This window comes from Paeniglutamicibacter terrestris, from assembly GCF_012271785.1.
Taxonomy (GTDB): Bacteria; Actinomycetota; Actinomycetes; order Actinomycetales; family Micrococcaceae; genus Paeniglutamicibacter; species Paeniglutamicibacter terrestris.
Map to the genome: position 1 here is coordinate 563,830 of NZ_JAAWVT010000001.1, position 22,301 is coordinate 586,130.

Annotated in this window: 20 protein-coding genes; 6 read left to right on the plus strand and 14 right to left on the minus strand. The window is 59.5% G+C overall.

All coding sequences use genetic code 11. The features are described 5' to 3' along the window. Positions 1-39 precede the first annotated feature (39 nt). Positions 40-708: an ABC transporter ATP-binding protein gene (locus tag HED64_RS02585; RefSeq protein ID WP_168151105.1), complete on the minus strand. Its 669-nt coding sequence runs from the start codon at positions 706-708 to the stop codon at positions 40-42. A 78-nt stretch (positions 709-786) separates the two neighbouring features. After that, positions 787-2,271 (minus strand): ABC transporter permease, encoded by a 1,485-nt coding sequence (locus tag HED64_RS02590; protein WP_168150528.1) that lies wholly within the window; start codon positions 2,269-2,271, stop codon positions 787-789. A gap of 284 nt (positions 2,272-2,555) precedes the next feature. Between HED64_RS02590 and HED64_RS02595 the strand changes: the two genes are divergently transcribed. Both HED64_RS02595 and HED64_RS02600 read left to right on the plus strand, forming a co-directional pair. Continuing rightward, a complete protein-coding gene (locus tag HED64_RS02595; protein WP_168150529.1) occupies positions 2,556-3,377 on the plus strand; it encodes a DUF4184 family protein in 822 nt (273 codons plus the stop codon). Between the two features lie 212 nt (positions 3,378-3,589). Beyond that, positions 3,590-4,081, plus strand: coding sequence for a nucleoside deaminase (locus HED64_RS02600; protein ID WP_168150530.1), 492 nt, complete (start codon positions 3,590-3,592; stop codon positions 4,079-4,081). A 330-nt stretch (positions 4,082-4,411) separates the two neighbouring features. Here the strand turns inward: HED64_RS02600 and HED64_RS02605 are convergent, their stop codons facing one another. The 4 genes from HED64_RS02605 to HED64_RS02620 are packed head-to-tail and all read right to left on the minus strand — an operon-like array spanning position 4,412 to position 8,093. Continuing rightward, the gene (locus tag HED64_RS02605; RefSeq protein WP_245325606.1) at positions 4,412-5,386 is read right to left on the minus strand and encodes a glycine betaine ABC transporter substrate-binding protein; all 975 of its coding nucleotides are present in this window, start codon (positions 5,384-5,386) and stop codon (positions 4,412-4,414) included. Positions 5,387-5,405: 19 nt separating this feature from the next. Then, positions 5,406-6,182 carry an ABC transporter permease gene (locus tag HED64_RS02610; protein ID WP_168150532.1) on the minus strand — a complete coding sequence of 259 codons (777 nt, stop codon included), beginning with the start codon at positions 6,180-6,182 and terminating at the stop codon, positions 5,406-5,408. Further along, positions 6,179-7,459, minus strand: a complete 1,281-nt coding sequence (locus tag HED64_RS02615; RefSeq protein ID WP_168150533.1) for a betaine/proline/choline family ABC transporter ATP-binding protein — start codon at positions 7,457-7,459, stop codon at positions 6,179-6,181. The genes HED64_RS02610 and HED64_RS02615 overlap by 4 nt, the downstream gene beginning before the upstream one ends. Then, positions 7,452-8,093, minus strand: a complete 642-nt coding sequence (locus HED64_RS02620; RefSeq protein ID WP_168150534.1) for an ABC transporter permease — start codon at positions 8,091-8,093, stop codon at positions 7,452-7,454. The genes HED64_RS02615 and HED64_RS02620 overlap by 8 nt, the downstream gene beginning before the upstream one ends. A 1,246-nt stretch (positions 8,094-9,339) precedes the next feature. Here HED64_RS02620 and HED64_RS02625 point away from each other — a divergent pair. Further along, positions 9,340-10,185, plus strand: a complete 846-nt coding sequence (locus HED64_RS02625; protein WP_168150535.1) for a fumarylacetoacetate hydrolase family protein — start codon at positions 9,340-9,342, stop codon at positions 10,183-10,185. On the opposite strand, the gene HED64_RS02630 is transcribed toward HED64_RS02625, so the two are convergent. From HED64_RS02630 to HED64_RS02650, 5 genes are all read right to left on the minus strand, one after another. Further along, the gene (locus tag HED64_RS02630) at positions 10,182-10,922 is read right to left on the minus strand and encodes an NUDIX hydrolase (protein WP_168150536.1); all 741 of its coding nucleotides are present in this window, start codon (positions 10,920-10,922) and stop codon (positions 10,182-10,184) included. The genes HED64_RS02625 and HED64_RS02630 overlap by 4 nt on opposite strands. A 33-nt stretch (positions 10,923-10,955) precedes the next feature. Next, positions 10,956-12,476: a nicotinate phosphoribosyltransferase gene (locus tag HED64_RS02635; RefSeq protein WP_168150537.1), complete on the minus strand. Its 1,521-nt coding sequence runs from the start codon at positions 12,474-12,476 to the stop codon at positions 10,956-10,958. Between the two features lie 38 nt (positions 12,477-12,514). Next, a complete protein-coding gene (locus HED64_RS02640; protein ID WP_168150538.1) occupies positions 12,515-13,360 on the minus strand; it encodes a ribose-phosphate pyrophosphokinase in 846 nt (281 codons plus the stop codon). A 778-nt stretch (positions 13,361-14,138) separates the two neighbouring features. Then, positions 14,139-15,179, minus strand: coding sequence for a hemolysin family protein (locus tag HED64_RS02645; protein ID WP_168150539.1), 1,041 nt, complete (start codon positions 15,177-15,179; stop codon positions 14,139-14,141). Continuing rightward, positions 15,172-16,524 (minus strand): hemolysin family protein, encoded by a 1,353-nt coding sequence (locus HED64_RS02650; RefSeq protein WP_168150540.1) that lies wholly within the window; start codon positions 16,522-16,524, stop codon positions 15,172-15,174. The genes HED64_RS02645 and HED64_RS02650 overlap by 8 nt, the downstream gene beginning before the upstream one ends. Before the next feature lie 388 nt (positions 16,525-16,912). On the opposite strand from HED64_RS02650, the gene rraA reads away from it, so the two are divergent. The 3 genes from rraA (at position 16,913) to HED64_RS02665 (ending at position 19,900) form a co-directional block, all read left to right on the plus strand. Continuing rightward, on the plus strand, positions 16,913-17,377 hold the full coding sequence (gene rraA, locus HED64_RS02655) for a ribonuclease E activity regulator RraA (RefSeq protein ID WP_168150541.1): 465 nt from the start codon (positions 16,913-16,915) through the stop codon (positions 17,375-17,377). Positions 17,378-17,580: 203 nt separating this feature from the next. Beyond that, positions 17,581-18,234 carry an SDR family oxidoreductase gene (locus tag HED64_RS02660; RefSeq protein ID WP_168150542.1) on the plus strand — a complete coding sequence of 218 codons (654 nt, stop codon included), beginning with the start codon at positions 17,581-17,583 and terminating at the stop codon, positions 18,232-18,234. 139 nt (positions 18,235-18,373) lie between these two features. Then, positions 18,374-19,900: a long-chain-fatty-acid--CoA ligase gene (locus HED64_RS02665; protein ID WP_168151106.1), complete on the plus strand. Its 1,527-nt coding sequence runs from the start codon at positions 18,374-18,376 to the stop codon at positions 19,898-19,900. A 16-nt stretch (positions 19,901-19,916) separates the two neighbouring features. On the opposite strand, the gene HED64_RS02670 is transcribed toward HED64_RS02665, so the two are convergent. The 3 genes from HED64_RS02670 to HED64_RS02680 all read right to left on the minus strand — a co-directional run bounded on the left by HED64_RS02670 (position 19,917) and on the right by HED64_RS02680 (position 22,234). Continuing rightward, entirely contained in the window at positions 19,917-20,510 is a 594-nt protein-coding gene (locus tag HED64_RS02670) for a class I SAM-dependent methyltransferase (RefSeq protein WP_342590633.1), read from the minus strand. Positions 20,511-20,720: 210 nt separating this feature from the next. Continuing rightward, positions 20,721-21,566, minus strand: coding sequence for an HpcH/HpaI aldolase/citrate lyase family protein (locus HED64_RS02675; RefSeq protein WP_132359736.1), 846 nt, complete (start codon positions 21,564-21,566; stop codon positions 20,721-20,723). A 197-nt stretch (positions 21,567-21,763) separates the two neighbouring features. Beyond that, positions 21,764-22,234, minus strand: a complete 471-nt coding sequence (locus tag HED64_RS02680; protein ID WP_168150544.1) for a DUF4262 domain-containing protein — start codon at positions 22,232-22,234, stop codon at positions 21,764-21,766. Positions 22,235-22,301: the final 67 nt, after the last annotated feature.

The following is a 22,301-nucleotide window of genomic DNA, read 5'->3' on the forward strand; positions in this document are numbered from 1 at the left end:
AGTACTCCCCCGTGGAAATCCAACCACGGACCGCAGAACTTAGACCTGTTCGGTGATTTTGCCATCCTTGATTCGGAGCCGACGCTGAGCGCGAGCAGCAACGGCAGAATCGTGGGTGACCATCACGATCGTTAACCCTTCACGCCACAACTGCACAAAAAGTTCCATGATCTCATCGCGCGTTGCCTCGTCAAGGTTGCCGGTGGGCTCATCAGCCAACAACGCCTTCGGGTTTTTAGCCAAAGCACGAGCGATTGCCACTCGCTGTTGCTGGCCGCCGGATAGCTCACCGGGAAGGTGGGTGGCCCGTTCAACCAATCCCACCGATGCCAGCGCTGCCGCGGCGCGCATCGCACGCTCCTCTGCAGGCAGCTTCAGAGGAGCCAAACCCATTTCCACGTTCTCCTGGGCGCTGAGAGTGGGAATGAGGTTGTAGTGCTGAAAGACGAAGCCAATATCGTGGGCCCTGATATCCGCAAGTGCCCCATCCCCCAGCGTGGAGATAGCCTTTCCCCCGACGCTCACCGTTCCGGAGGTTGGCCGATCTAGGGCTCCAAGCATCTGCAACATGGTTGATTTACCGCCACCGGTGGGACCTTGGATGGCCACCAGCTGGCCGGCGGGTATTTCCAAATCTACCCCGTTGAGCGCATGCACCGTCCTGCCCTTTTGCAGGTAGCTCTTTTTTACCGCTTCAAGTCGGAACATCATCGTGATGTCCTGGCTCGTGGTGATGGTGGTATCGGTCTGTGTCAGTTCACTCATTGTCATTTTCTCCTTATTTTCCTAGGCAACCGAGCGAAGGGCTTCGGCCGGGCGCAGACGCGCAGCACGCCAGCCACCTAGAACGCCGGCCAGTAGGCCACCTGCGATGGAAATGGCTACGGCAAGAATGATCACCGTTGGGGTAATGGGCAGGTTCAAAACAACGTTGACAGCGTTTGAGGCGGCACTGGTCACGGCAGTTGCAGCACCCGGCATGCCACCGGGTCCACCCATACCGCCCGGTCCGCCAGCACCGGTTGTGGCCGCGGCTGCGGTGAGCGTTGGCGAGAACACATTGATGATCACGATTCCGACGAGGCCAACAATGACACCCAAGATGCCGCCGAGTACCGACTGGACCACTGATTCACCAGCGACCTGTCGCACGATGCTTGAATTGCGCCACCCGATGGCCTTCAATGTTCCGAATTCACGGGTTCGACGAGACACACCGGAGAGCGTGAGCAAGATGGCCAACAGGAAAGCGACCGCCAACACGGCAATGGACAGCCAGGTACCCAGCGAGGAAACGAGGCCCGAGGCAGTGGACAGGGAACCGGAAACCGTCGAGGCCAGATCTTCCTGAGTGTTCACGGCGTTATCCGGTAATGCGGTCTGTAGATCTGACTTCACCGCAGCGATCGCCGAAGCGGAGGCAGCCTGCACGTAGACGGTGCTGATCTTATCCGCACTATCCGAGAGTTTTTGTGCCACATCCAGTGGGATATAGGTATTCGACGCCGACTCGGCATCCGCACCGGATCCCGCAACGATACCGACGACGGTGAACTTGGTGCCTCCGATATCAAGCTTGTCGGCCAGTTTGAGTTCCTCGGTGGTTGCATAGGCTGCATCAAGGACAACGTTGTTCTTACCCGCATCATCGGCGGTAAGCAGGCGGCCGTCCTGCAGTGTTGCCGTGGTCAGTGGACCGATGGCATCTGCAGCGGAATCCACTCCCATAACGGTGAACGAATTAACGTCGAACTGACCGCCACCGCCCATGCCACCGCCTTCCGGCGGGGCGACGCCGGAGGCCCCCGGCGCTTGGGCGTTATCGCCCATGGCGCTTCGTTGGGGAAGTTCACCGTCGAAGGTTGAGTTGGTCAGCGACAGAACACCCGAGGCTGCCGCGACGCCCTCGGTAGAGCTGATGGTTTTCACCGCATCCGAATCGAAGGTCGCCGAACCACGCGCGGTACTCAGTAGCGACTGGCTGACCTCTTGTGTTCCGTCGTTCCCGGTGGAACCTGCATCCCCATCAAATTCAAAGCGGGCTCCACCCGGTGCTCTGCCCGCAGTGGGTGCCGTCGGGGTAGATGTGACGGTGATGTCGGTGCCTAGGCCATAAACAGACTCAAGAGCCGAAGATTGTGCGTCGCGCACTCCTGCCGATAATGCGTTAACGATGATAACCAAGGCAATCGCCAATGCCATGGCCGCGGCGATGATCGCCGTTTGCTTTCGCCGCCCCGACAATTCGCGCCGCAAATAACGTATGAACATGCGTGTTCCCTCCACTGTGCGGTCTATTACCGCGTTCGACTTCAAGCTATGGGAGGTTTCTATGCTTTGACTTGGGCGGTCCTGTGGGTCAACGAAGCGTGCACTTTGAAGTGACTATGGATTGACTATGAGTGGGAAATTTCTATCAGACGGCAAGGAACGTGTTGGTGCCAACACCAAATTCCGTATGGATTATCTTGCTCGACGATTAGGCTTAACACTGGCCCATTCGCACTCAAAATTGTTTGCACCGTGGGACCCGAAACAACTTTTCGAGGATTCACTTGCCTTTCACCCTTGCCCATCCGGCTGCCATCCTGCCCTTCCTGCGTCAGCCCTTTGTACCAATCGCGTTGGTGGCCGGAGCCATGGCCCCGGATCTCCCGTACTTCGCCATGGTGTCTTCCACGAGCACTGCTTGGTACGCGAATGTGCTCAACGGAACCAACTCGCATGATTTCGCCCAAATCCTCTCCGTTGGACTGCCGCTGTCATTGATTCTGGCCGCAATCTTGTGGCTCGTGGTGAAACCGCTTCGCTGGGCTTTACCCGAATCATGGGTGCCTCAGAAGCCGGTGTTCAAGGGACGACCCCCAACGAGTGCACGTGTTGCGCTGTGGACGTTCTATTCGTTGATGGTGGGGCTGCTGACCCATCTGGTTTGGGATTCGGTGACTCACACCAACGGCTGGGTCGTTGAACGTGTGCCATTGCTCGCGAGTGAACCGTTTGCCGGGATAGCCGTTTACCGATTGCTGCAACATGGCAGCACGCTAGCCGGGCTGGTCATTCTGGTTTTGTGGTACCTCAAACGGCGGAAGAATTCTGCTCATCTCGACAAGAAGACCGCGCCCGCGAGCAAGAAGCTGCGTACCGTCTTCCTGGTCCTGGTCCTGGCGCTTGTGGCAGTGACGGCCGCCGTCTCCGGTCTGGGGTCCAGCACCGTCTTGGAGGATCCGATCGGCGCCGAATCGTTCCTGTGGATCATCATTACCCGTGGTGGGGCAGCATTGCTCGTTACCTTGGTCTGCCTTGCCGTCGTGTGGCATGTGGTGGCATTGATCCGATTGCTTTCTACGATGCTCCGGGCCAACAACCGCGCTTAGTCTTGGCGCCATACCCCCGACCCCGTAGTGGCGTATGAGGGTTTGAATTGCTAAGTTGTTGATTACCGTCGCGGGCCTCGCTGGGGCGGGGTCACAGAGCAGAACCGACAGTTATTCCACCGACCGTTTCGTGCGTTACGGAGCATCGCCTAGGAACGCCCCCGGCATCGTCGATCCGCGCTTCGCCCGAAGAGTAGAAGGAAGTCACCACCATGACGGACCACAGCGTTGAAGCAGAAAATCTCGCCGAAGCCGTGGCCATTGCCGCGAATAACGTCCGCAATGCCGGTGGTCCCTTCGGTGCGCTAATTGTCACCGCCGACGGCTCGCGCTTCGAGGGAGTCAACCGGGTCACGGCCAATAACGACCCGACCGCCCACGCCGAGGTCACGGCCATCCGCGCTGCCTGCACCGCACTTGGAACGTTCGATCTGAGTGGTGCGGTCCTGTACACCAGCTGCGAACCATGTCCGATGTGTCTTGCCTCTGCCCTTTGGGCCCGAGTATCGCGCGTCGTTTTTGCCGCCGACCGACACGAAGCGGCAGCTGCAGGATTCGATGACGCTGTCTTCTACGCCTATTTCGAGGGCTCTGCGACCGAGCGTGAGACACTCATGCCGGTCGACCGCATCACCGATGCCACATTCAACAAGAACGAGCCCTTCGCTCTCTGGGCCGCTCTCGACACGCGCATCGACTACTGAGCCCCGAGGACTTCTCAACTAGCACGGTCGTGAATCAGCCACAGACCAAAGCCTTGCTTGAACACGTGGTTGATTTCATTCACCTTGACGGCGTGCGGACCCAGTTTTACTCGTCTACAGGCCCAGTGGCTCCCGTTAATCAGGATTTTCAGGGTGCGTCCAGTTGTTGGACGACGGAGCTGTATCCTTCCGCCCCCACAATGCAACCTGTCGTTTACCGCATCCGCGGATGACAGATCTTTTAAGTGAGCTGGATATACGAAAAGTGCCTCGGGCCGGTTTCATGTGAAACCAACCCGAGGCACTTTTTGGTATGCAGCTTTTGCTCCGTTATGGCTCGGAGATAAAGCCTTCCTTGACCATCCATTCGAATGCAACATCTGCTGGTTCGCGTCCATTGACGTCGACCTCGAGGTTCATTTCACGCAACGCTTCGTCCGTCAGCTTGGGAGAAATTTTCGCGAAAACTTCTTCAATGCCGGGGTACTTGTCGGCAAACTCCCCGAAGAAAACGGGTGCCACGTTGTACGCAGGGAAGTAACCCAAGTCGTCTTCAAGCACCGTCAGGTCCAGTGCCTTGATACGGCCATCGGTGGTGAAGACCTCGCCGAAGTTGCAGTTGCCCTTGTCGGTGGCGCTGTAGATCGCCCCGATGTCATAAATCCCGACGTTTGAATCCGGCACCGAAGACGGGTCGCCGCGCTTGAGTCCATAAAGATCCAGCAAGGGATTCAACCCATCGGAACGCGAATTGAATTCGGAGTCAACACAGAAGGTCAGTTCCTTGGTATCCAAATCCTTGAGCTGAGACAGCTTGGAGATTCCACCGAGCTCTTTAATACCTTCGGAGCGCACGGCCAGGGCATAGGTGTTATTCATCGGTGCTGGGTCGCCCCACACGATGCCGTTTCCTATCTCTTGGTCGTGCACTGCCTGCCACTGCTTAGGCTGGTCCGCAATCCCCTCGTCATGACCGAGATAGGTCATCCACGCGGTACCGGTGTACTCCCACATCATGCTCGCCTGACCGGACTGAATCAGTTCGCGGGCCGGCTGGCTACCTGGCACGTTGGTCAGGTCAATCATCTTAAATCCGGCCGCGCGCCCGGCTAATGCTGCAATCTTGCCCAGCACCAGCTGTTCGGTGAACGCCTTGCTGGTCACGGTCATTCTTGCATCATCGGGCAAATCCGGAAGCGGGGTAATGCTGCCCGGCCCGGCCGGCGGCAGATACGATGCGGCAGGAGAGAGTCCACACCCGGTCAAGAGAACGCCGGCAATGGCCAGAAGTGCGGTTGGTTTCATCCATTTTCGTGGATTCATATTAGAGTCCTTTCGGCCGGGCTAGCTGTTCAACAACACGGCCAAGCCAGTCGATGAGCAGCGCCAGCAACGCCACCAGTAGCGAACCTGCCACCAATACGGCGGTGAGGTTCAGGTTCACCCCGGTATTGATCAAGATGCCGAGGCCCCCACCGTTAATGAATGTTGCCAAAGTTGCCGTACCGACAAGGAGCACAAGTGCGGTGCGGATGCCGGAGAGCATCACCGGCACGGCTAACGGGAGTTCGACCTTGAGCAGGACGGCCATGGAGCTCATGCCCATCCCTCGCCCGGCTTCCACCAGTCGTTCATCGACTTGGCGCAGGCCCACCATGGTGTTGGTCAATACCGGCAGGATGGCATAAAGCACCAGTGCGATGACTGCTGCCCAATAGCCGAAGCCGAGCCAGAAGGCGAGGATCACAACCAGACCGATGGCTGGCGCGGCCTGGCCAATGTTGGCAATGGCCATGACGGGTGTGCTCAAGCGTCGCAGCGACGGGCGGGTGAGCAAGATTCCCAGCGGAATGGCGATGATCAGGACGATCACTGCCGCCATCATCGTCAGGCTCACGTGTTCGATCGTGTAGCCCCACAGCGTTGCCGGATCAAGGGTGGTGCGTTCGGTCTCGCTGAGATCGGCGTTCAGCACCCAGATCATTAGCACGGCCAGAGCCGCCAGAATCCCGAGCAGCTGCAGGCCCAGCACCCGCCACGGATGCTCCACCTGAACTCCAGGAGCTTCGGCCTGCGCCACATTGGCGCTCAGGACACTCATCGTGATTCCCCGGTGCTTTGCGGCTCGGCCTGTCCGTTCGCTTCACCCGAGGAATCCGCCGCTATGGCGTTCTCCACTGCTAGGGCCGGGATGGCACCGGAGTTCAAGCCAACCGGGGCGTCGCTATCTGCCGTGGCCGCGGAGTTGGCCTGCGAAATGGCTTCCATGATGGTTTGCACGTTGATCAAGCCACGGAAGACATCACGTCGACCGGTGACCACCGCTGTCTCGGAACTGGAGACCAGCATGGTGTCCAATGCGTCGTTCAACGTGGACTGGTCACTGACCAGTGGCATTGAGTCATCTACGGTGTCGTCGATGATCTGCAACCTGGAGAGCTGGCGTCGGCTGAGTCGACGGACCGGACGGCGACGGGAATCCAGCACCACCGCCTGCTGTTGACCACTTCCCTGCAATCGGGAGAGCACATCGCTAGCAAGTTCACCGGGCAGCGCCGTGATGGCATCCACCAGGTCGACCTCGTTGACGCGGGTGAGGGTGAGCTGTTTCAGCCCGGCACCGGAGCCAATGAAGTTCTCCACGAATTCGTTGGCCGGGTTGGCCAAGATGCGCTCGGGTGAGTCGTACTGGACCAGCTGGGCACCCTCATCAAAGACGGCAATCCAGTTGCCCAGCTTCACGGCTTCGTCGAAGTCGTGAGTGACCATCACGATCGTTTTCTGGACCTCAGCCTGGATGTTCAGGAGTTCATCCTGGAGCCGCTGACGCGTGATGGGGTCAACCGCGCCGAAGGGCTCATCCATCAGCAGTACCGGCGGATCCGCGGCCAGAGCCCTGGCCACACCAACGCGCTGTTGCTGCCCACCGGAAAGTTCCTTCGGGTACCTGTCGCGGTAGATGGCCGGATCCAGGGAAACCAGCTCAAGCAATTCATCCACGCGAGCGGAAATCTTTTCCTTGTTCCATCCGAGCATCTTCGGAACGATGGCGATGTTGGCGGCAACCGTCATATGGGGGAAGAGTCCGCCGGCCTGAATGACATAGCCGATCCGGCGTCGCAGCGTGTCACCGTCCATCTTGGTGACGTCTTCGCCGTTAATCACGATCTTGCCACTGCTTGGTTCGATCAGTCGGTTGATCATTTTCAGGGTGGTTGTCTTTCCGCAGCCCGATGGGCCAACGAACATGACAATGCTTCCTGCAGGGATCTCGAGCGTCAGGCCACCGACGGCCGGCTTAGCCTGGCCCGGGTACTGCTTAGTGACCTGGTCGAGCAAAATTGATGCGCCAGTAATGGCGTCGGAAGATTCAGACACGGATACCTCGCGGAGTGGTTAGTCGGCCAATGCCGATCAGAATGAGATCAAGAATGAAGGCCAAAATGACCACGCCAATGACGCCGACAAGCACGGAGTCAAAGGCCTTGGCTCCACCCAAACGGGAGAGGCCGGAGAAGATGAATCCGCCAAGTCCGGGGCCCAGCGCGTAGGCAGCAACTGCCGCGACACCCATGACCATCTGGGCCGAGACCCGAATGCCGGAGAGGATGACCGGCCATGCCATGGGAAGTTCGATGGTGACCAGGGTTCGAAAGCGGCTCATGCCGATGCCACGTGCAGACTCAACGATGGAGGGCGAAATACCTGCCAAGCCAACGATGGCGTTACGCACGATGGGTAACGCGGCGAAGAACGTGACCACGATGACTGCGGGGGTGACACCGAATCCGAAGGGCGCGATCAGCAAACCAATGGCGGCGAATGATGGAACTGTCAGGCCGATGGCAGAGACGCCGTTGGCCAGGGAGGAGAGCGATTTATTCTTGTACACCAGCGTGGCGAGAACCACGGCGATGATCGTTGCGAGGATTAGACACTGCGCAACGAGGGAGAAATGTTGCCAAGAGGCAAACAATATTTGGCGGAATCTTTCGCCAACAAATTCAAACACATCAAAACCTACTTCACTATGGTTACGTAGTCTGCTCTCGTCGGCCAAAAAGCCTTAGATACCGTGTAAACATACGGGAATGAGCGGTTCATATCCACCCGAGGGCACTCATCGGGCCGCCTCGAGATTGGTTTGCAATTGGTGCAACCGCGGGCAAACTGTTGATTCTTCAACAAAATTTATAGGGCAAGTTTTAGGTTGGTGAAATGTCGAAAAATCACCGGAAACATTGGGAAATTGGGCCCTTGGGCGCATGCGATCACCTTTGAGTGAAACTACCGCTCGCGAACCCTCAGGTGACACTCGGACAGTTGCCCAACAAACAGATTTTTTGGTCAGAAATTTGTAGTCATCCTCACATCGATTTTTTTGTCTCGACCCCCAAAACAGCAAAGCGACTTTGACTAGGAGATGTCAAAATTCGCGTGAATACGGGACCCTGCGAAAGGTGGATTCGAGCGTCAACGCGTCCGCCGGAAGCACGCCATATTTACTAGCAGGCTCCGCTCCGTCGGCGCTTCAGGGGAAATCGCCAATGCGATCGAACGTCGCGCCTCGAGAGGCAAGTCCCCCGCCACCTTCCATCTCGCACAAATGACGGCGCGGCACTGCCCGTTTGCCCGGTGAAATCGGCTCCGTAATTTCACCCACCCAGGCTACTGAGGCTGCGGGAGGGCCACTCGATACGACTTCGTCAGCGCGGCACTTCAGGGCACTTATTTGGCGCTCACCCCGTTCATCAATTGACACCAGATCTGCATCAATATTGAGATAATTGAGGACTCGCCTCGTGTCGAATTTGTCAGCTAAATTGTGAATGACTTTCAAAATCCTTGAACGTCAGCACGGAGATAAACGAAAGATTCCCACGAAGATCCTTGTGTCTCTCTGACGGATTCCTGAGCGTCAGCTCGACGCTGACCGATGAACGTTGGGCGGCGCATGCAGTAGTCGACCCCCGCACAGAAGTTCATCACCTCAGCTACCACCTCATCACCTACAGAGCCCGTCGCCGCCTAGAAAGCCCGCGATGAGGTGGTGCGAACGTTCTGCCTTGGCTCCGCTCATCCTAGTGACAGTAGAGAATGAAGGGCTCCGCTGCACTAACTGGCGAACTCACTGCCACCTTTGGATGCCAAAACATCAAGTCAGACGCATGAAAACGACGGATCAGCGGCGCTCACCAGGAACGACAAAATCTGACACAAGTGCCAGAGCATAACCCTGCATATGGTGAGATAAGCCTATGAAACTTGCTACGTTGCGCCGAAATGGCTCGCCAGAAAATACGGTCGCCGTCTTGATCACCGAGGACACCTTCACCGAGCTTGAAGGGTTTGCCGACGTTGGTGCGTTCCTCGACGCCGAGCACACAGAGCAAACCGCAGCCGTGGACGCCGCTGCCACACGCACTGGTCAATCCCTTGCGCTGGCCGACTATGCCCCGCTGATCTCCAACCCGTCAAAGGTCTTCTGTATCGGCTTGAACTACCGCAATCACATCGCCGAGGTCGGGGAACAGGAACCGAAATTCCCTACGGTCTTCACCAAGTTCGCTTCCTCACTTACCGGAGCCAACGATGTGATCGAGATTCCGGCCGAAGATCACCGCATCGACTGGGAAGGCGAACTCGCCGTCATCATCGGCAAAACCGGCCGGCGCATTTCCGAGGAAGACGCCCCTGCGCACATCGCCGGTTACGCCGTATCCAACGACGTCTCGATGCGTGGCTTCCAAGGCAGGACCCCTGAATGGACCCAGGGCAAGTGCTGGGATGCGGCGTCACCGCTAGGCCCGTGGCTGGTGACCGCCGAGGACTTCACGCAGGACGCGAAAATCACTACACGGGTCAACGGTGCGGTCGTTCAGCAGGATTCAACCTCGGACTTGGTCTTCTCCCCCGCGGCGCTGGTGGCATACCTGTCGACGTTTAATGAGCTGCGACCGGGCGACGTTATTCTCACCGGCACCCCTGCCGGAGTGGCGCTGGGCCGCCGTAATGAGGCGGGACGACACCCTTGGCTCAAGGCCGGGGACGTGCTGGAGACCAGCATCGAGTCTTTGGGCACCAGCCGTAACACCTTCAGCTAAAAGCGCTTCTCCCCGACCCACTCCCAGAGTGCCGGCGGCCGGCCACGGCCGCCGGTTGGAGTTGGGCCGGGGACCCGTTGCAGGAGATTGTTCGCCTGCAGGGACCGCCCGACGTTGGCACTTTCGGGAACGGCTCGGCCGGCGGCCAAGGCTAGTTCCTTCTGGCGGGCGATCACCGCCGCGGTATTAAAGGATGGTCCCAGCAGCGCGCGAGTTGCCGCCATGTTGACCCACAGGGCGTCAAGCAGCACACCCGCCGCAACAGCCACGATCGAAGCATGGTCAAAAGGCAGCTGCGGCAGGGTGTTCAGTCGTACGAGGCGCACCCGAGGATCCGCCAGCACGGAGGTGCCATCCAAAATCACCATGCGGGTGATCGATAGGGTCGGGCCGCGCTCGTCACGCTCGAAGTCGTCAAATACCCCAACGTCCACGGTGCTCAAGATCTGGCTTTCTTGGACACCTGCCTTGGATAACAGCGCCCGCAACACCGCTTCGCTGACCCGCTCGTGGGCGTTAAGCAGAACGCCTGGCAGCGAAGCTTGGCCGGCAAAGGGATCATTCTCGCGCACCCCAAGCACCACGTGCAACGAATCCTCATGCATGATCATGGGCACGGCATCAATCGACACCAAAGGCTGGTTGGGCATGAGGACGATATTACCGAAGTCTTGTTGCTTCGCCGGCTCCTCGATGGCTCTCGACCGCACGACGCCTTCGGACTCTTGACGGAACACCGTGCAAATCCTTTCTGCGATGTTTTAAGCGGTTCAGGCGAGGTTGCCCAGCACACCGCGGACGTCGTCGAAGGACTGGATGCGCAGGAACTTCCCATCCGCCCATACCGGTTCCAGCAGTGATACGGCTTCCTGTTCGGCGGTAGCTCGTTCAATCAATACCAGGTCCCCGGAATTGTCGCGTGTCACCGCGAGACGTCCAGTGGCTGATTTCTTCATTCCCGAATCGGTAATCGGATCCTTGAGCAGGTTGTGCTCCACTCCGTCAATCAGTGCCCAGGTGGCTTTGATCGCCGAGGAGAAGGTATCTCGGGTGACGTATTGGTAGGTGTACGAACCCACGCCGAAGACCACGTTCTCCGCGGCGAATCCTGCTGCTTCCAGACGCTGGCAGATGTCGAGGGCACGATCTGGGGTGATCGAATCCCCATAAATGGTGCCGATGTGTGGGTCCAAGACTCGGAAGCCCTTGGCATTGATGGTGCCGCCGAAGGTGTTCCACAGCAGCTGGACGACACCAAAAAACGCGGGGTCCGATTCCGGAGTCCGGACCTTTGCCTCGACCTCGAACTCACTCTCGGACCCGGTACCGCACAGAATGGTAGCGGGGTCCCCGGAGTCGGGACGGATCACGAGTTTGCCGTCCCTGGCCAGAATCTTCGCTTTTAGGGCTGGCAAGATCTCGGTGCAGACTTTCCATAAATCAAAGGTGTCGGCCACCACCGAGACAATGCCACGCGGGTGGATATCTAAGATCCGCTGGAACGTTTCACGTTCCGAGGATTCACTGATGCCAGCGCACATGACTGAGTGTTCTGTGGCCGGGACCGAACCGAGCACCGGCGTATTGTTCTGCCCCGGGTAGTAGCGCCGGACCCAGTCCAGCGTGGCCAGCGAGTCCGAACCGCTGAACGAGAGTAGGTGTCCCGCACCGCTTGCCGCCGCAGCACCGGCGCCGGGCATCCCGCGGAAGGAGAAATCGTGCAGCTGGAAGTTCACTCCCGCGCGGGAGCCTCCGGTGCGTTGTGCCGCTGCGTCGAGGATTCCGCGGTAGGCGTCGGCCAGCGTAGCCGAAGTGGACGGCTGCCAGATCGCTGCGGAGAGAACTGTTTCGATGTAGTTGACCAGCCAAAAGAACCCGGGTTCGGTGTTCTCCACGGTGAAGGAGGGAACTCGTAAGGGGACGCGGGTTCCCTCGGGCAAGGAACGGAAGATCAGTGGGAGGTATCCCTTGCGGTGCAGCTCGCGGATGTGGTCGGTGGCGATTGAGTGCTCGGTGCCCAGAATGCTTTCCAATATGGTGTTGTACTCGGCCACCGCCGTCTCCTCGTCGGCGGCGAAGAAGGGTGCGAAGGACTCTATGCAATAGGCCTGCAGGAAGGCTTGCAATCCGAAGTGGACGACCTTGGTAATGCCTTGGATGCGGCTGGCACGGTTGGTGAAGTTCGAGAGCACCCCGGTGGTGCCGGCCGGGTACAGGCCTCGGTGGCCGAGCTTGTAGGCGTCGGTTTCAAAAAGTGGGGCGGTGACCGAGGGGCTAGTGAGCGTATTCATGATGTTCTGTCCTTTCAAGGCGGCGGGTAGCTGGTTTTCTAGGATTGGCAGGCGGTGGCGTTGGCCGCCTGAACCAGGTGTGCCATCAGGGGCACGATGGTCGCTGCAACCGCCGGGTTCTCATGTCCGGGATGGGAATCGGTGGTGAAGATCCGGCCGTATGCTTCGGTGAGGTTGCCTGCGCGGCCGGAGAATACTCCGTGGCTGACCCAGAGATCCAGACGATCAGCGGGTAGCCCGGTCGCCGTGGCCAGGCCCATGAACGTTCCACCGCCGTCGCAAATGTCATCCACTACCAACAGTCGGCCCTCGGCCGGGAGCGTTTCACAGTCGAACCCCGACAGTTTTCCGGTGGCAAAGTCGCGCTTCTTCACCGAACGATAGAGAGGCACGCCCAGTGCGGTCGCTGCTCGCTGGGCTCGAGCTACGGCACCCGCATCGGGGGCGATCACTCCAACGTGGGCCCGAGTACTAACGCGCAACGCGGCGCTGATAACGGAATCGGAATCAACCACTACGAGGTTGTTGATGAGCTCGGGCATCACTGGGGAATGCGGGTCGAAGCAGACGACGCGATCGGCCTTCATCGAGTTGATGAGATTTGCGTACACCTGAGCGCCGAAGGGGTTGCCGCGATCCTGACGTGCTCCGGGCAGGTAAGGAATGAGGGCAGCGACCTTGTGCCCGAGTTGGTGGGCGTAATCAATCCACATGGCCGCGGCAACGTAGTCGTTGGCGTCAGTGCCGGTAACCAGTACGTGGGAGGGTGTCTGAGTACTGGCTTCGGACACCTTGATGTGCTGCTCTCCGGCGGGGAAGTTCATCGAGATGGCGTCCGAGTAGACGGTGAACCCTGCTGCAACGGTGGCGTATGTCTTGATCATGGAATCAGCATAGCATGATTAAACATCACATGATGTTTAATCATGCTATTGATGTTCGCCGATCTCCAGAAAGTGCCATCTTCCTCCAATAGTTCTTGGCAAACTTAGTATCCATTGGCAGGCTCGATGTTGATCCGTTGTGATGTGACCCATCATTTTCCTGACCCTCGGGCCTCCAAAGTGTCTTTCCTTCGGCGGGTCCGCCACGAGGGAAAAGCGTAGGCCGAGCCGGATCAGCTTCGGCGGCTTGCGAGGCACCCGATATCACCCCCGCCATAGTTACGACCTTGGTGGAAAGAGCCTGAATGCCCATGTGTTCGTCTTTTGCGCTTTGGCCGCAATGACTCGAAAATTACAACCCCGTGGATCTTGGCCAATGGTTGTTCTACGTCGTGAAACGCAGCACCTTCGAACGCCTAGGATCTGCAAGCGTGGGACTCGCTACTGTCGTCCGGTCGGCCGAAAGCGACCCTGCCTGGGAAGAATTGCGGAGGGCGAAGAAATCGACGAAACGATCTGCTGCTGGTCTTGAAATGATGGACCATCGGCTCTAAGCCTGGATGGGTTTACTTGCCGTTTCAGGGAAGGCGCACAACCCCTAAGAGTGTCCGTCACTGGGGATTCTCGACCCGAATGATTCTCGTGTGGCTCCTCAAGTGTTGGTTCCTCACTATTTGACAGCCGCCGGGACTTGGCAAGAGCCAAGCGGGAATAGAACGAAAAGAGCGGGGCTGCAACCCCGAAGGATGCAGCCCCGCTGGGTTCCCACCTGTGCGGGTCAGGCGCTGGTGGCGTCTTGCACCTCGCCGACCAGTTCCTCGATGATGTCTTCTAAGAAGAGCACACCGGTGGTGTTCCCCTCAGCATCGAACACCCGCGCCACGTGGGCACCGGTGCGGCGCATGACCGCCAGGGCGTCTTCCAACTCGCCACCGCTGAAGGTGGAGGCCAGTGCCCGAATACGCTTCGCAGGAACCGCCTCGTTGAGCTTCTGCGTCGTGGTCAGGTCCATGACGTCCTTCAGGTGCAGGTAACCAACGGGTTCCCTGTCGGCGTTCACCAGGATGTAACGGGAGTACCCGTGCTTGGCCACCGCGGACTGAATGTCGGCTGGGGAAGAACCCTCCGGCAACATGACCATGTCGCCGAGCGGAACCTCCACATCGGAGACCTTCTTGGTGGTGAACTCAAACGCCTTGCTCAGCGTGCCGCTGGCATCGTTGAGCATCCCGTCGCGGGTGGATTGTTCCACGATGGCTGCCACCTCATCTAGGGTGTAGGCGCTGGTGGCCCCGTCTTTGGGTTCCACCTTGAACAGGCGCAGGATGGCGTTGGCGATGCCGTTGAGGCTCCAGATCACCGGTTTGACGATGCGGGCCACCATGACCAACGGCGGAGCCAGGATCAGTGCCGCACGCGTGGGCACCGAGAAGGAAATATTCTTCGGGACCATTTCGCCGATCACCACGTGCAGGAAGGTGACCAGCAGCAAGGCCGCGATGAACGCGATGATGCCGATCGCCTCGGCGCTCAGGGAGGTGAAGCCGAGCGGGATTTCGAGCAGGTGGTGGATCGCCGGCTCGGAGACGTTCAGGATCACCAGGGAACACACGGTGATGCCCAGCTGGCTGGTGGCCAGCATCAAGGTGGCGTGTTCCATCGCCCAGAGGGTGGTCTTCGCCGCCTTGGAACCGGCCTCCGCCTTCGGCTCGATCTGCGAACGCCGGGCGGAGATGACGGCGAATTCCGCGCCGACAAAGAACGCGTTGATGACCAGCAGCACGACGAGCCAGATGATTCCGGGAAGATATTCACTCATGGGTCAGGTCCTGGGTCATGTTCTCGATGATCTGGTCGTGTTCGCTCCGGGAGGGGTCATCCGGAGTGAATTTCAGGCGTTCGATGTGGGTGCCCAGCACTCGTTCGACGCGCAGGGTGCCCTCGGGGAGGGACACTTCGTCGCCGAGTTCGGGGATCCGGTCGAGTCGGTCGGTGACGAAACCTGCGAGGGTGTCATATTCCTCGCCGTCCGGGACCTTGATCCCGGTGCGGTCCAGCAGTTCGTCGGGCCGCAGTGAGGCATCAAAAGTCACTGAGCGTCCGGTTTTCACGACGCCGACACGGACCTTGTCGTGTTCGTCCTCGAGTTCCCCGACAATCTCCTCGACGAGGTCTTCAAGGGTGACGATACCGGCGGTGCCGCCGTGCTCGTCGGAGACGATAGCGACCTGCAGGCCTTGCTGGCGCAGCAGTCCCAGGAGGGATTCGACGCCCATGGATTCGGGGATGCGCAACGGTGCATGCATCAGGTCGGTGGCGAGCCGTGTCGCTCGTTGTTCCATGGGCAAAGCAAAGGCCTGCTTGACGTGCAGCACGCCCAGGATCTCATCGCGGTCCCGGCCGATCACCGGGAAGCGGGAGAAACCGGTCTGGATGGCCAGGGAGATGATGTCCTCGGCGTTGTGCTCCGCATCCACCGCGACCATGCGCACGCGCGGGGTCATGACATCGGCGGCACTGTGTTCGGAAAAGCGCAGCGTGCGGTGCAGCAGCGTGGCGTGGTCCTGGTCAAGGACCCCTTCCAATGCAGAGCGGCGCACCAGGGAACTGAGTTCCTCGGCGCTGCGTGCCCCGGAGAGCTCCTCCTTGGGCTCGATGCCGAAGGACCGGATGATCGAGTTTGCAGTGTTGTTGAACAGCAGGATCACCGGTTTGAAGACGGTGGTGAACAGGGCCTGGAAAGGAACGACGATCTTGGCGGTAGCCAACGGCAGAGCGAGGGCGAAGTTCTTGGGGACCAGCTCGCCGATGATCATGGAGAAGACGGTGGCGATAAAGATGCCGATCACCGCACCGATGCCCGGCACGATCCCTTCAGGAATCCCGACGGCCAGCAACGGCCCGCGCAGCAGCGAACTGATGGCCGGTTCGAAGGTGTAGCCGGTGAGCAGCGTAGTCAGGGTGATGCCCAATTGGGCGCTGGAGAGGTGCGTGGAAGTGATCTTCAGGGCCTTGATGGTGGTGCCCAGGCGTTTTTCGCCGCGCGCGGCGCGGGCTTCAAGGTCGTTGCGGTCCAAGTTGACCAGCGCGAATTCGGAGGCAACGAACAGGCCGGTGCCCACGGTGAGGACCAGGCCAATGCCGATCATGATCCATTCATACATTGGGGCGCCCCTCTCCGGTGGGTGTCGGAATCAATCCGGCAGATAAGGAGAAGGGCCAGGGCATATGTGAAGGGGGGTCATCCATAGTACGAACAACTATACGGGGGCCATAGGGCCGGTGGCCGTGTTTTTGTGGCGCGGAAAGCTGAATGTTCCCCGTGAAAGCTCGTGCCCCGAAGCGGTGCGGGAGGAACCATGTGCCGGTACGTCCCGACGCAACCAATCCAGCTACGGAATAGACGCACAGTCGAGTCCGGCCAAAATCATGAGAGAAAATGAGAGGCAGAGCAAGCTTTCAATCCCAGCGGACACCCCGAACTCCTCGTCAAAACACTGGATGCCGTAACACCACATGGGTATTGACCCCAAGACTCGTATGCTGGGGCGCATGACATTCACGACCTGCGATCTTTTCGACGACGACGAAACCCTGCAATCGGTTTCCCTGCAATTCGAGAACCTCGGTGCCCACCCGCGCTTCAGCGGACCTATCCGTACGGTGCGCTGCTACCGCGACAACGGACTGGTCAAGTCGCTTTTGAACTCCCCCGGCGATGGTTCAGTACTGGTGGTTGACGGAGCCGGCTCACTGGAATCGGCGCTGATGGGCGACATGATCGCCGCGGCAGCGGTGACAAATGGCTGGGCAGGGGTCGTGATCTACGGCGCGATCCGTGACCGTGTGGCGCTAGCCGAAACGCCCCTCGGCATCAAGGCCCTCGGCTCGAATCCACGCAAGAGCGCCAAGGACTCGGTTGGTGCCGTGGACTTGGTAGTCTCCTTCGGAGGCGTCACGTTCACCCCGGGGGCGACGCTTTATTCGGACGAGGATGGCATTCTGGTTTCCGCCTAATCTCTGTTTGCTGGGCCGAAGCAAGCAGTGGCAGTTGCTGAGCTTGATGGTGCTGGTCAGCGGAAATATTCCCGACTGCGCCCAACGGGCAATCAACGCGGTTGGCCGCACCGCGGAAGCTCTTTATGTGTAGGCTCAAAACATAGCTGATACCGGGCATTTTTCCCGGAGGATTCGGCACCGCGCGAGAGAACAGGGAAACCATGAAGGTCACGATCATTGGCGGACACGGACGAATCGCACTATTAGCGGCAAATCTTCTGTCCCAACGCGGCGACAGCGTCAACTCGATTATCCGCAATCCTGACCACGCCGCCGATGTGGCCGCCACCGGTGCCAGCGCCGTGGTGCTTGATGTGGAAAATGCGACAGCCACCGAAATGGCCGAGGCTTTTGCAGGATCCGACGCCATCGTTTGGTCAGCTGGGGCCGGCGGAGGAAACCCCGACCGTACCTATGCCGTGGACCGCGATGCAGCGATTCGTTCCATGAACGCGGCGCAGCTCGCCGAGATCAAGCGCTTCGTGATGGTGTCCTTCGCCAGCGCAAGCACCGAATATCTGGTGCCCCTGGATGACCCGTTTTACCCCTACATGGCCGCAAAGATTGCCGCCGATGATCACCTACGTGGCAGCGACCTCGACTACACCATCCTCGGACCCGGTACCCTGACCCTCGAGGAAGCCACCGGCCTCATCAACGGCGACCCCGATCTGGCCGCCGATACCTCCACCTCCCGAGCCAATACCGCGTTGGCCATCGTGGCTACGTTGGATTCTGCCGCAAGCATCGGTCGGACGATCAACTTCGTTGATGGACAAACCCCTATCGCCGCGGTCATGGGCGCCAGCAACTAACCCTGATCAAGCCCCGAGCATCAGCACCGGTGCTCGGTGGCATTGACAGATCATGAGCGTGACAGCACGATTGGCAAAGGCCTGATCAATCATCTGTCTTGGGAGAACCACCGTGAACGATGCAGTTCCGAACGCCACCATGTCCGTTGCCGCGATTCTGGCCGAGGGCGCCAGACGCCATGGCGATCTGCCAGCCATCACGCTGGCAGGGACAAGCACCAGCTACCGTGACTTATGGGATCAGACCCGAGGTTATGCCGGTGCGCTGCGCGATGCCGGAGTGACCGAGGGCGACAGAGTAGCCATCTTGATCCCCAACGTTCCCGACTTCGCTCGTGTCTACTATGCGGTGTTGGCTCTTGGGGCCGTTGCGGTGCCAGTACACGCGCTACTCAAGCGTCACGAGATTCAGTACATGCTCACCGATGCAGGGGTCAGCCTGCTCATTTGCGCCGCTCCGCTGCTGGCAGAGGGAGGCCCGGGGGCAACCGCCGCCGGGGCCCGCGTTCTAACGGTCATGTCCCCAGAGCCCGGGGAGCACAAGCGGCTGGAGGACCTCGCCGCGGCGGCGACGCCCATTGACACCTACCTGCCGCGTTCTCCACTAGACATTGCCACCATCTTGTACACCTCGGGAACCACCGGCAAACCCAAGGGAGCGCTCGGCACCCACTTTGCCCTCATCGAGCAGGTCAACGTGCTGTTGTTGAACACCTTCGACATGCGCAGGGGCGACAAGATTTTCGGCGGACTGCCGCTTTTCCACACCTTCGGGCAAACAGTGGCACTGAATACCGGATTGCGCGCAGGGGCGGAGATCATGCTGCTGCCCAAGTTCACCGGCGAGGCCGCCCTCTCCTTGATTTTGGATCAGGGAGTCAACATCTTCGTGGGAGTTCCCACGATGTACGTCGGGCTGCTCGCCGCGGCCAAGGCACGCCCGGAGCCGGCCCCCGCGCTGCGTTATGCGGTCTCCGGCGGTGCCGCCCTCCCGTTGGCCATCCTCGAGGACTTTAATAAGCACTTCGGCGCGAAAATTCATGAAGGATACGGTCTGACCGAAACCTCGCCGGTGGCCTCCTTCAACCAGGTAGGAAGCGAGCCGCGACCCGGGACGGTAGGCCAGCCGGTCTGGGGTATTGAGGTGGAGGTCGCCCGCCCGGAAGTTTTCTCGAGCATCGAGTTACTGGAGACCGGGGAACTGGGCGAATTGGTGATTCGAGGGCACAACCTCTTCTCCGGTTACCTCAATCGCCCCGAGGCCACGGCCGAGGCTGTAGTGGATGGTTGGTTCCGCACCGGGGATCTAGGCACCAAGGATGCCGACGGCTACATCACCATCGTGGACCGAAAGAAGGACATGATCCTGCGCAACGGTTACAACGTGTACCCGCGTGAGGTTGAGGAGGTTCTGGTTGGCCACCCGGAAATCACCAACGCCGCGGTCTTCGGTATTGACGATGACACGCACGGCCAAGAAATCGTGGCCTCCGTGACGCTGGTGTCAGGTAGCACCCTAGATGCGCACAGCATTGGAGAATACGCCAAGGAACGGATGGCCGCATACAAGTACCCGCGCCTGATCGAAATTCTTGCCGAGTTCCCGCTGGGCCCCAGTGGAAAGGTTCTCAAGCGCGAGCTGGTGACCCGCTACACCCGCGAGTAGGAAGAGAGCCGAGGACTCACGCTCGCCGCGCGATTCCAAGGCTCAGCGCGCCCTCGCATTTAGGTGCCCCGGGAAGGTAAAACGTATCAAGTTCGGTGATCTCAAATCCCGCTTCCCTCAGCATCTCGGCGGTGGAGCGGGTGAGATGGCAGCCGCCGGCCAGTACCTTCTGGATGGGTTCGAGTCTGCGTTGGAATCGTTGAACCTCAGCATCCTGGGCCAGCCCATGCTCCAGAAAGTGCAGAGGTCCACCGGGTTTAAGGACCCGGCGGACCTCTGCCAGAGCGGCAAGGGCATTGGGGATGGTGCACAGCGTGAAGGTGCTCAGCGCCGCGTCAACGTGGGCATCGGGCTCGTTCAGCACCTGCCCATCACGTGACCCGCGAACGATCTGTATCCTCGAGGACTCCCGCACGGGTGTTGAAAGTCGCCACGCGGTGTCGGAGGGTTCGATGGCCACAATTTCGCTCACGCCCATCGGGTAGTGCCCCACGTTGCTGCCGGATCCAAAACCCAATTCAAGGACGCGCCCGCTCAACCCGGCACACACTCGCTCACGCAGCGGTGCCAGGGACGCATTCGAGCAGGAGAATGCGACAAGGCGCGGCACAACATACTTCTCGTAAAGGTTAACCATCAGGTATTGGCCTCAACCGGAGGCGATCCTTGGACTCCCATGCCACCAGTCTCTGCCGGAAGCCCCGTCTGTACAAGGCAACGGCGCCCATCCCGTTCGGTGAATGAGGGCAGAAAAAAGCCGGGCAGTCGCACGTGACGCGCAGCTACCCGGCTTGTACTCACCTAAGAGTGAGAAAAAATTTTAGGCGTTCCACAATCCGTAGGAGTCAGCCAGATCCGCGATCTTCTGGGCGCGGGCCAGACGCGGCAGGTACGAACCGTCACCAACGGTGGCCCCGGCCGCGTGGGCGTCAAGCATGTCGTGAGCCCAGGACAGCTCGTCGGTGCTGGGCGAAAGGCCCAAGTTGATCTCATCAACCTGAGTCCGTGAGAGCGACAGCTTGCCGGTCATGCCCATGGATGCGGTGATCGCGGAATCCGCGAGAACCTCTGCCGCGTCGGCACCGGGAGCAGACGGTCCGTCGATGGCACCGGGGAGCTTGCCAACGCGTGATGCGACCACGAGCTTGCCTCGGGCGTAAGCCAGAGCAAGTGGGTCACCGGAGACGCCGGTGTCCTTGCGGAAGTCATTAACTCCGAAGGCAAGTCGGAAGGTGCCGGGGGCCGAAGCAATGGCAGTAGCGCTTTCGATACCCAGAGCGGATTCGATCAGGGCGAGCACCGGAGTACCGGCCTGAAGGCGCATGGCCGTGTAGGTGACCTGCTCGGGCTTTTCGGTCATGGCCAGCATGACACCGCGAAGTCCCGGCGCCTTAGAGAGGGCAGCCAAGTCCTTGGCCCAGAAATCGGTATCAATACCGTTAACACGCACCCAGGCGGTCATTCCGGTGGAAAGCGCCTCGACCACGGCATCGCGTGCGGCATCTTTCTTATCGTCGGGAACTGCCGCTTCCATGTCGAAAATGACCGAGTCGGCCTCGGAGGCCAAAGCCGGCGCAAAGTCCTCGGGCTTGGCTGCATTTACTAACAACCAAGAGCGGGATAGTTTTGCGGGAAGGTTAGCTGCGCGACGGTTACGAAATGCCATGCCCCCAGCCTACCGACTCCACGGGTCGGCCGCCCAATGCCGCGGTGAGTGAGTAGTAGCAAATCCATGAAACACCCGCTATCGAGTCGTGGCGTGTGACCAACTCGTCGTCATTTTCCTACTCGACCAGTCACAGTTGGTGATTTCTTCTCTGCGCTGACGGTGTTTATGACTCGGGCAAAGATACTGGATGCGCATTAGTTCAGATGGTTTCCGCGCCCCAAACCAATCGATGCGGATTGCCCCCTGAGCTTCATGGCCGAGGAGAGTTCCGGAACTTTTTGATCCAAAAAATGAACCTCCAAGACACTAACTGCATTGCCGTAACGGCTAGAGGCATTGAGGGCAAAGTTGGTTGCCCCGTGCATGTGAGAGAAATACAGGGTCCGTCCGTTGCGCCAATCAGAGGTATGCCCGTGAGCAAAGCGTTCGTGCCGCAGGGCAACCGCCGAAGCTAAACTGTTCAGCATCTCCACGGTGTCGTCCATGTCTAGGCCGCGGACCAAAAACTCCGGCGCCCCAATCTTGGTGAGACCCACGGTGTAGCCAAAAATCTTGCGCGGGTTAGGGCTTTCCACGTAGGGGATGGCCCAGCCGTGCCGCTCAATAAGGTTGTCGATGTGCTGCCGCACTTCCTCGGCTGACCATCCATCACACATGAGGCACATGGTTCCCGCTCCTTGAATTGGCACTAGTGCTTGCTGACAATTCAAGTGTTCTCCGCGGCGAGGCCGG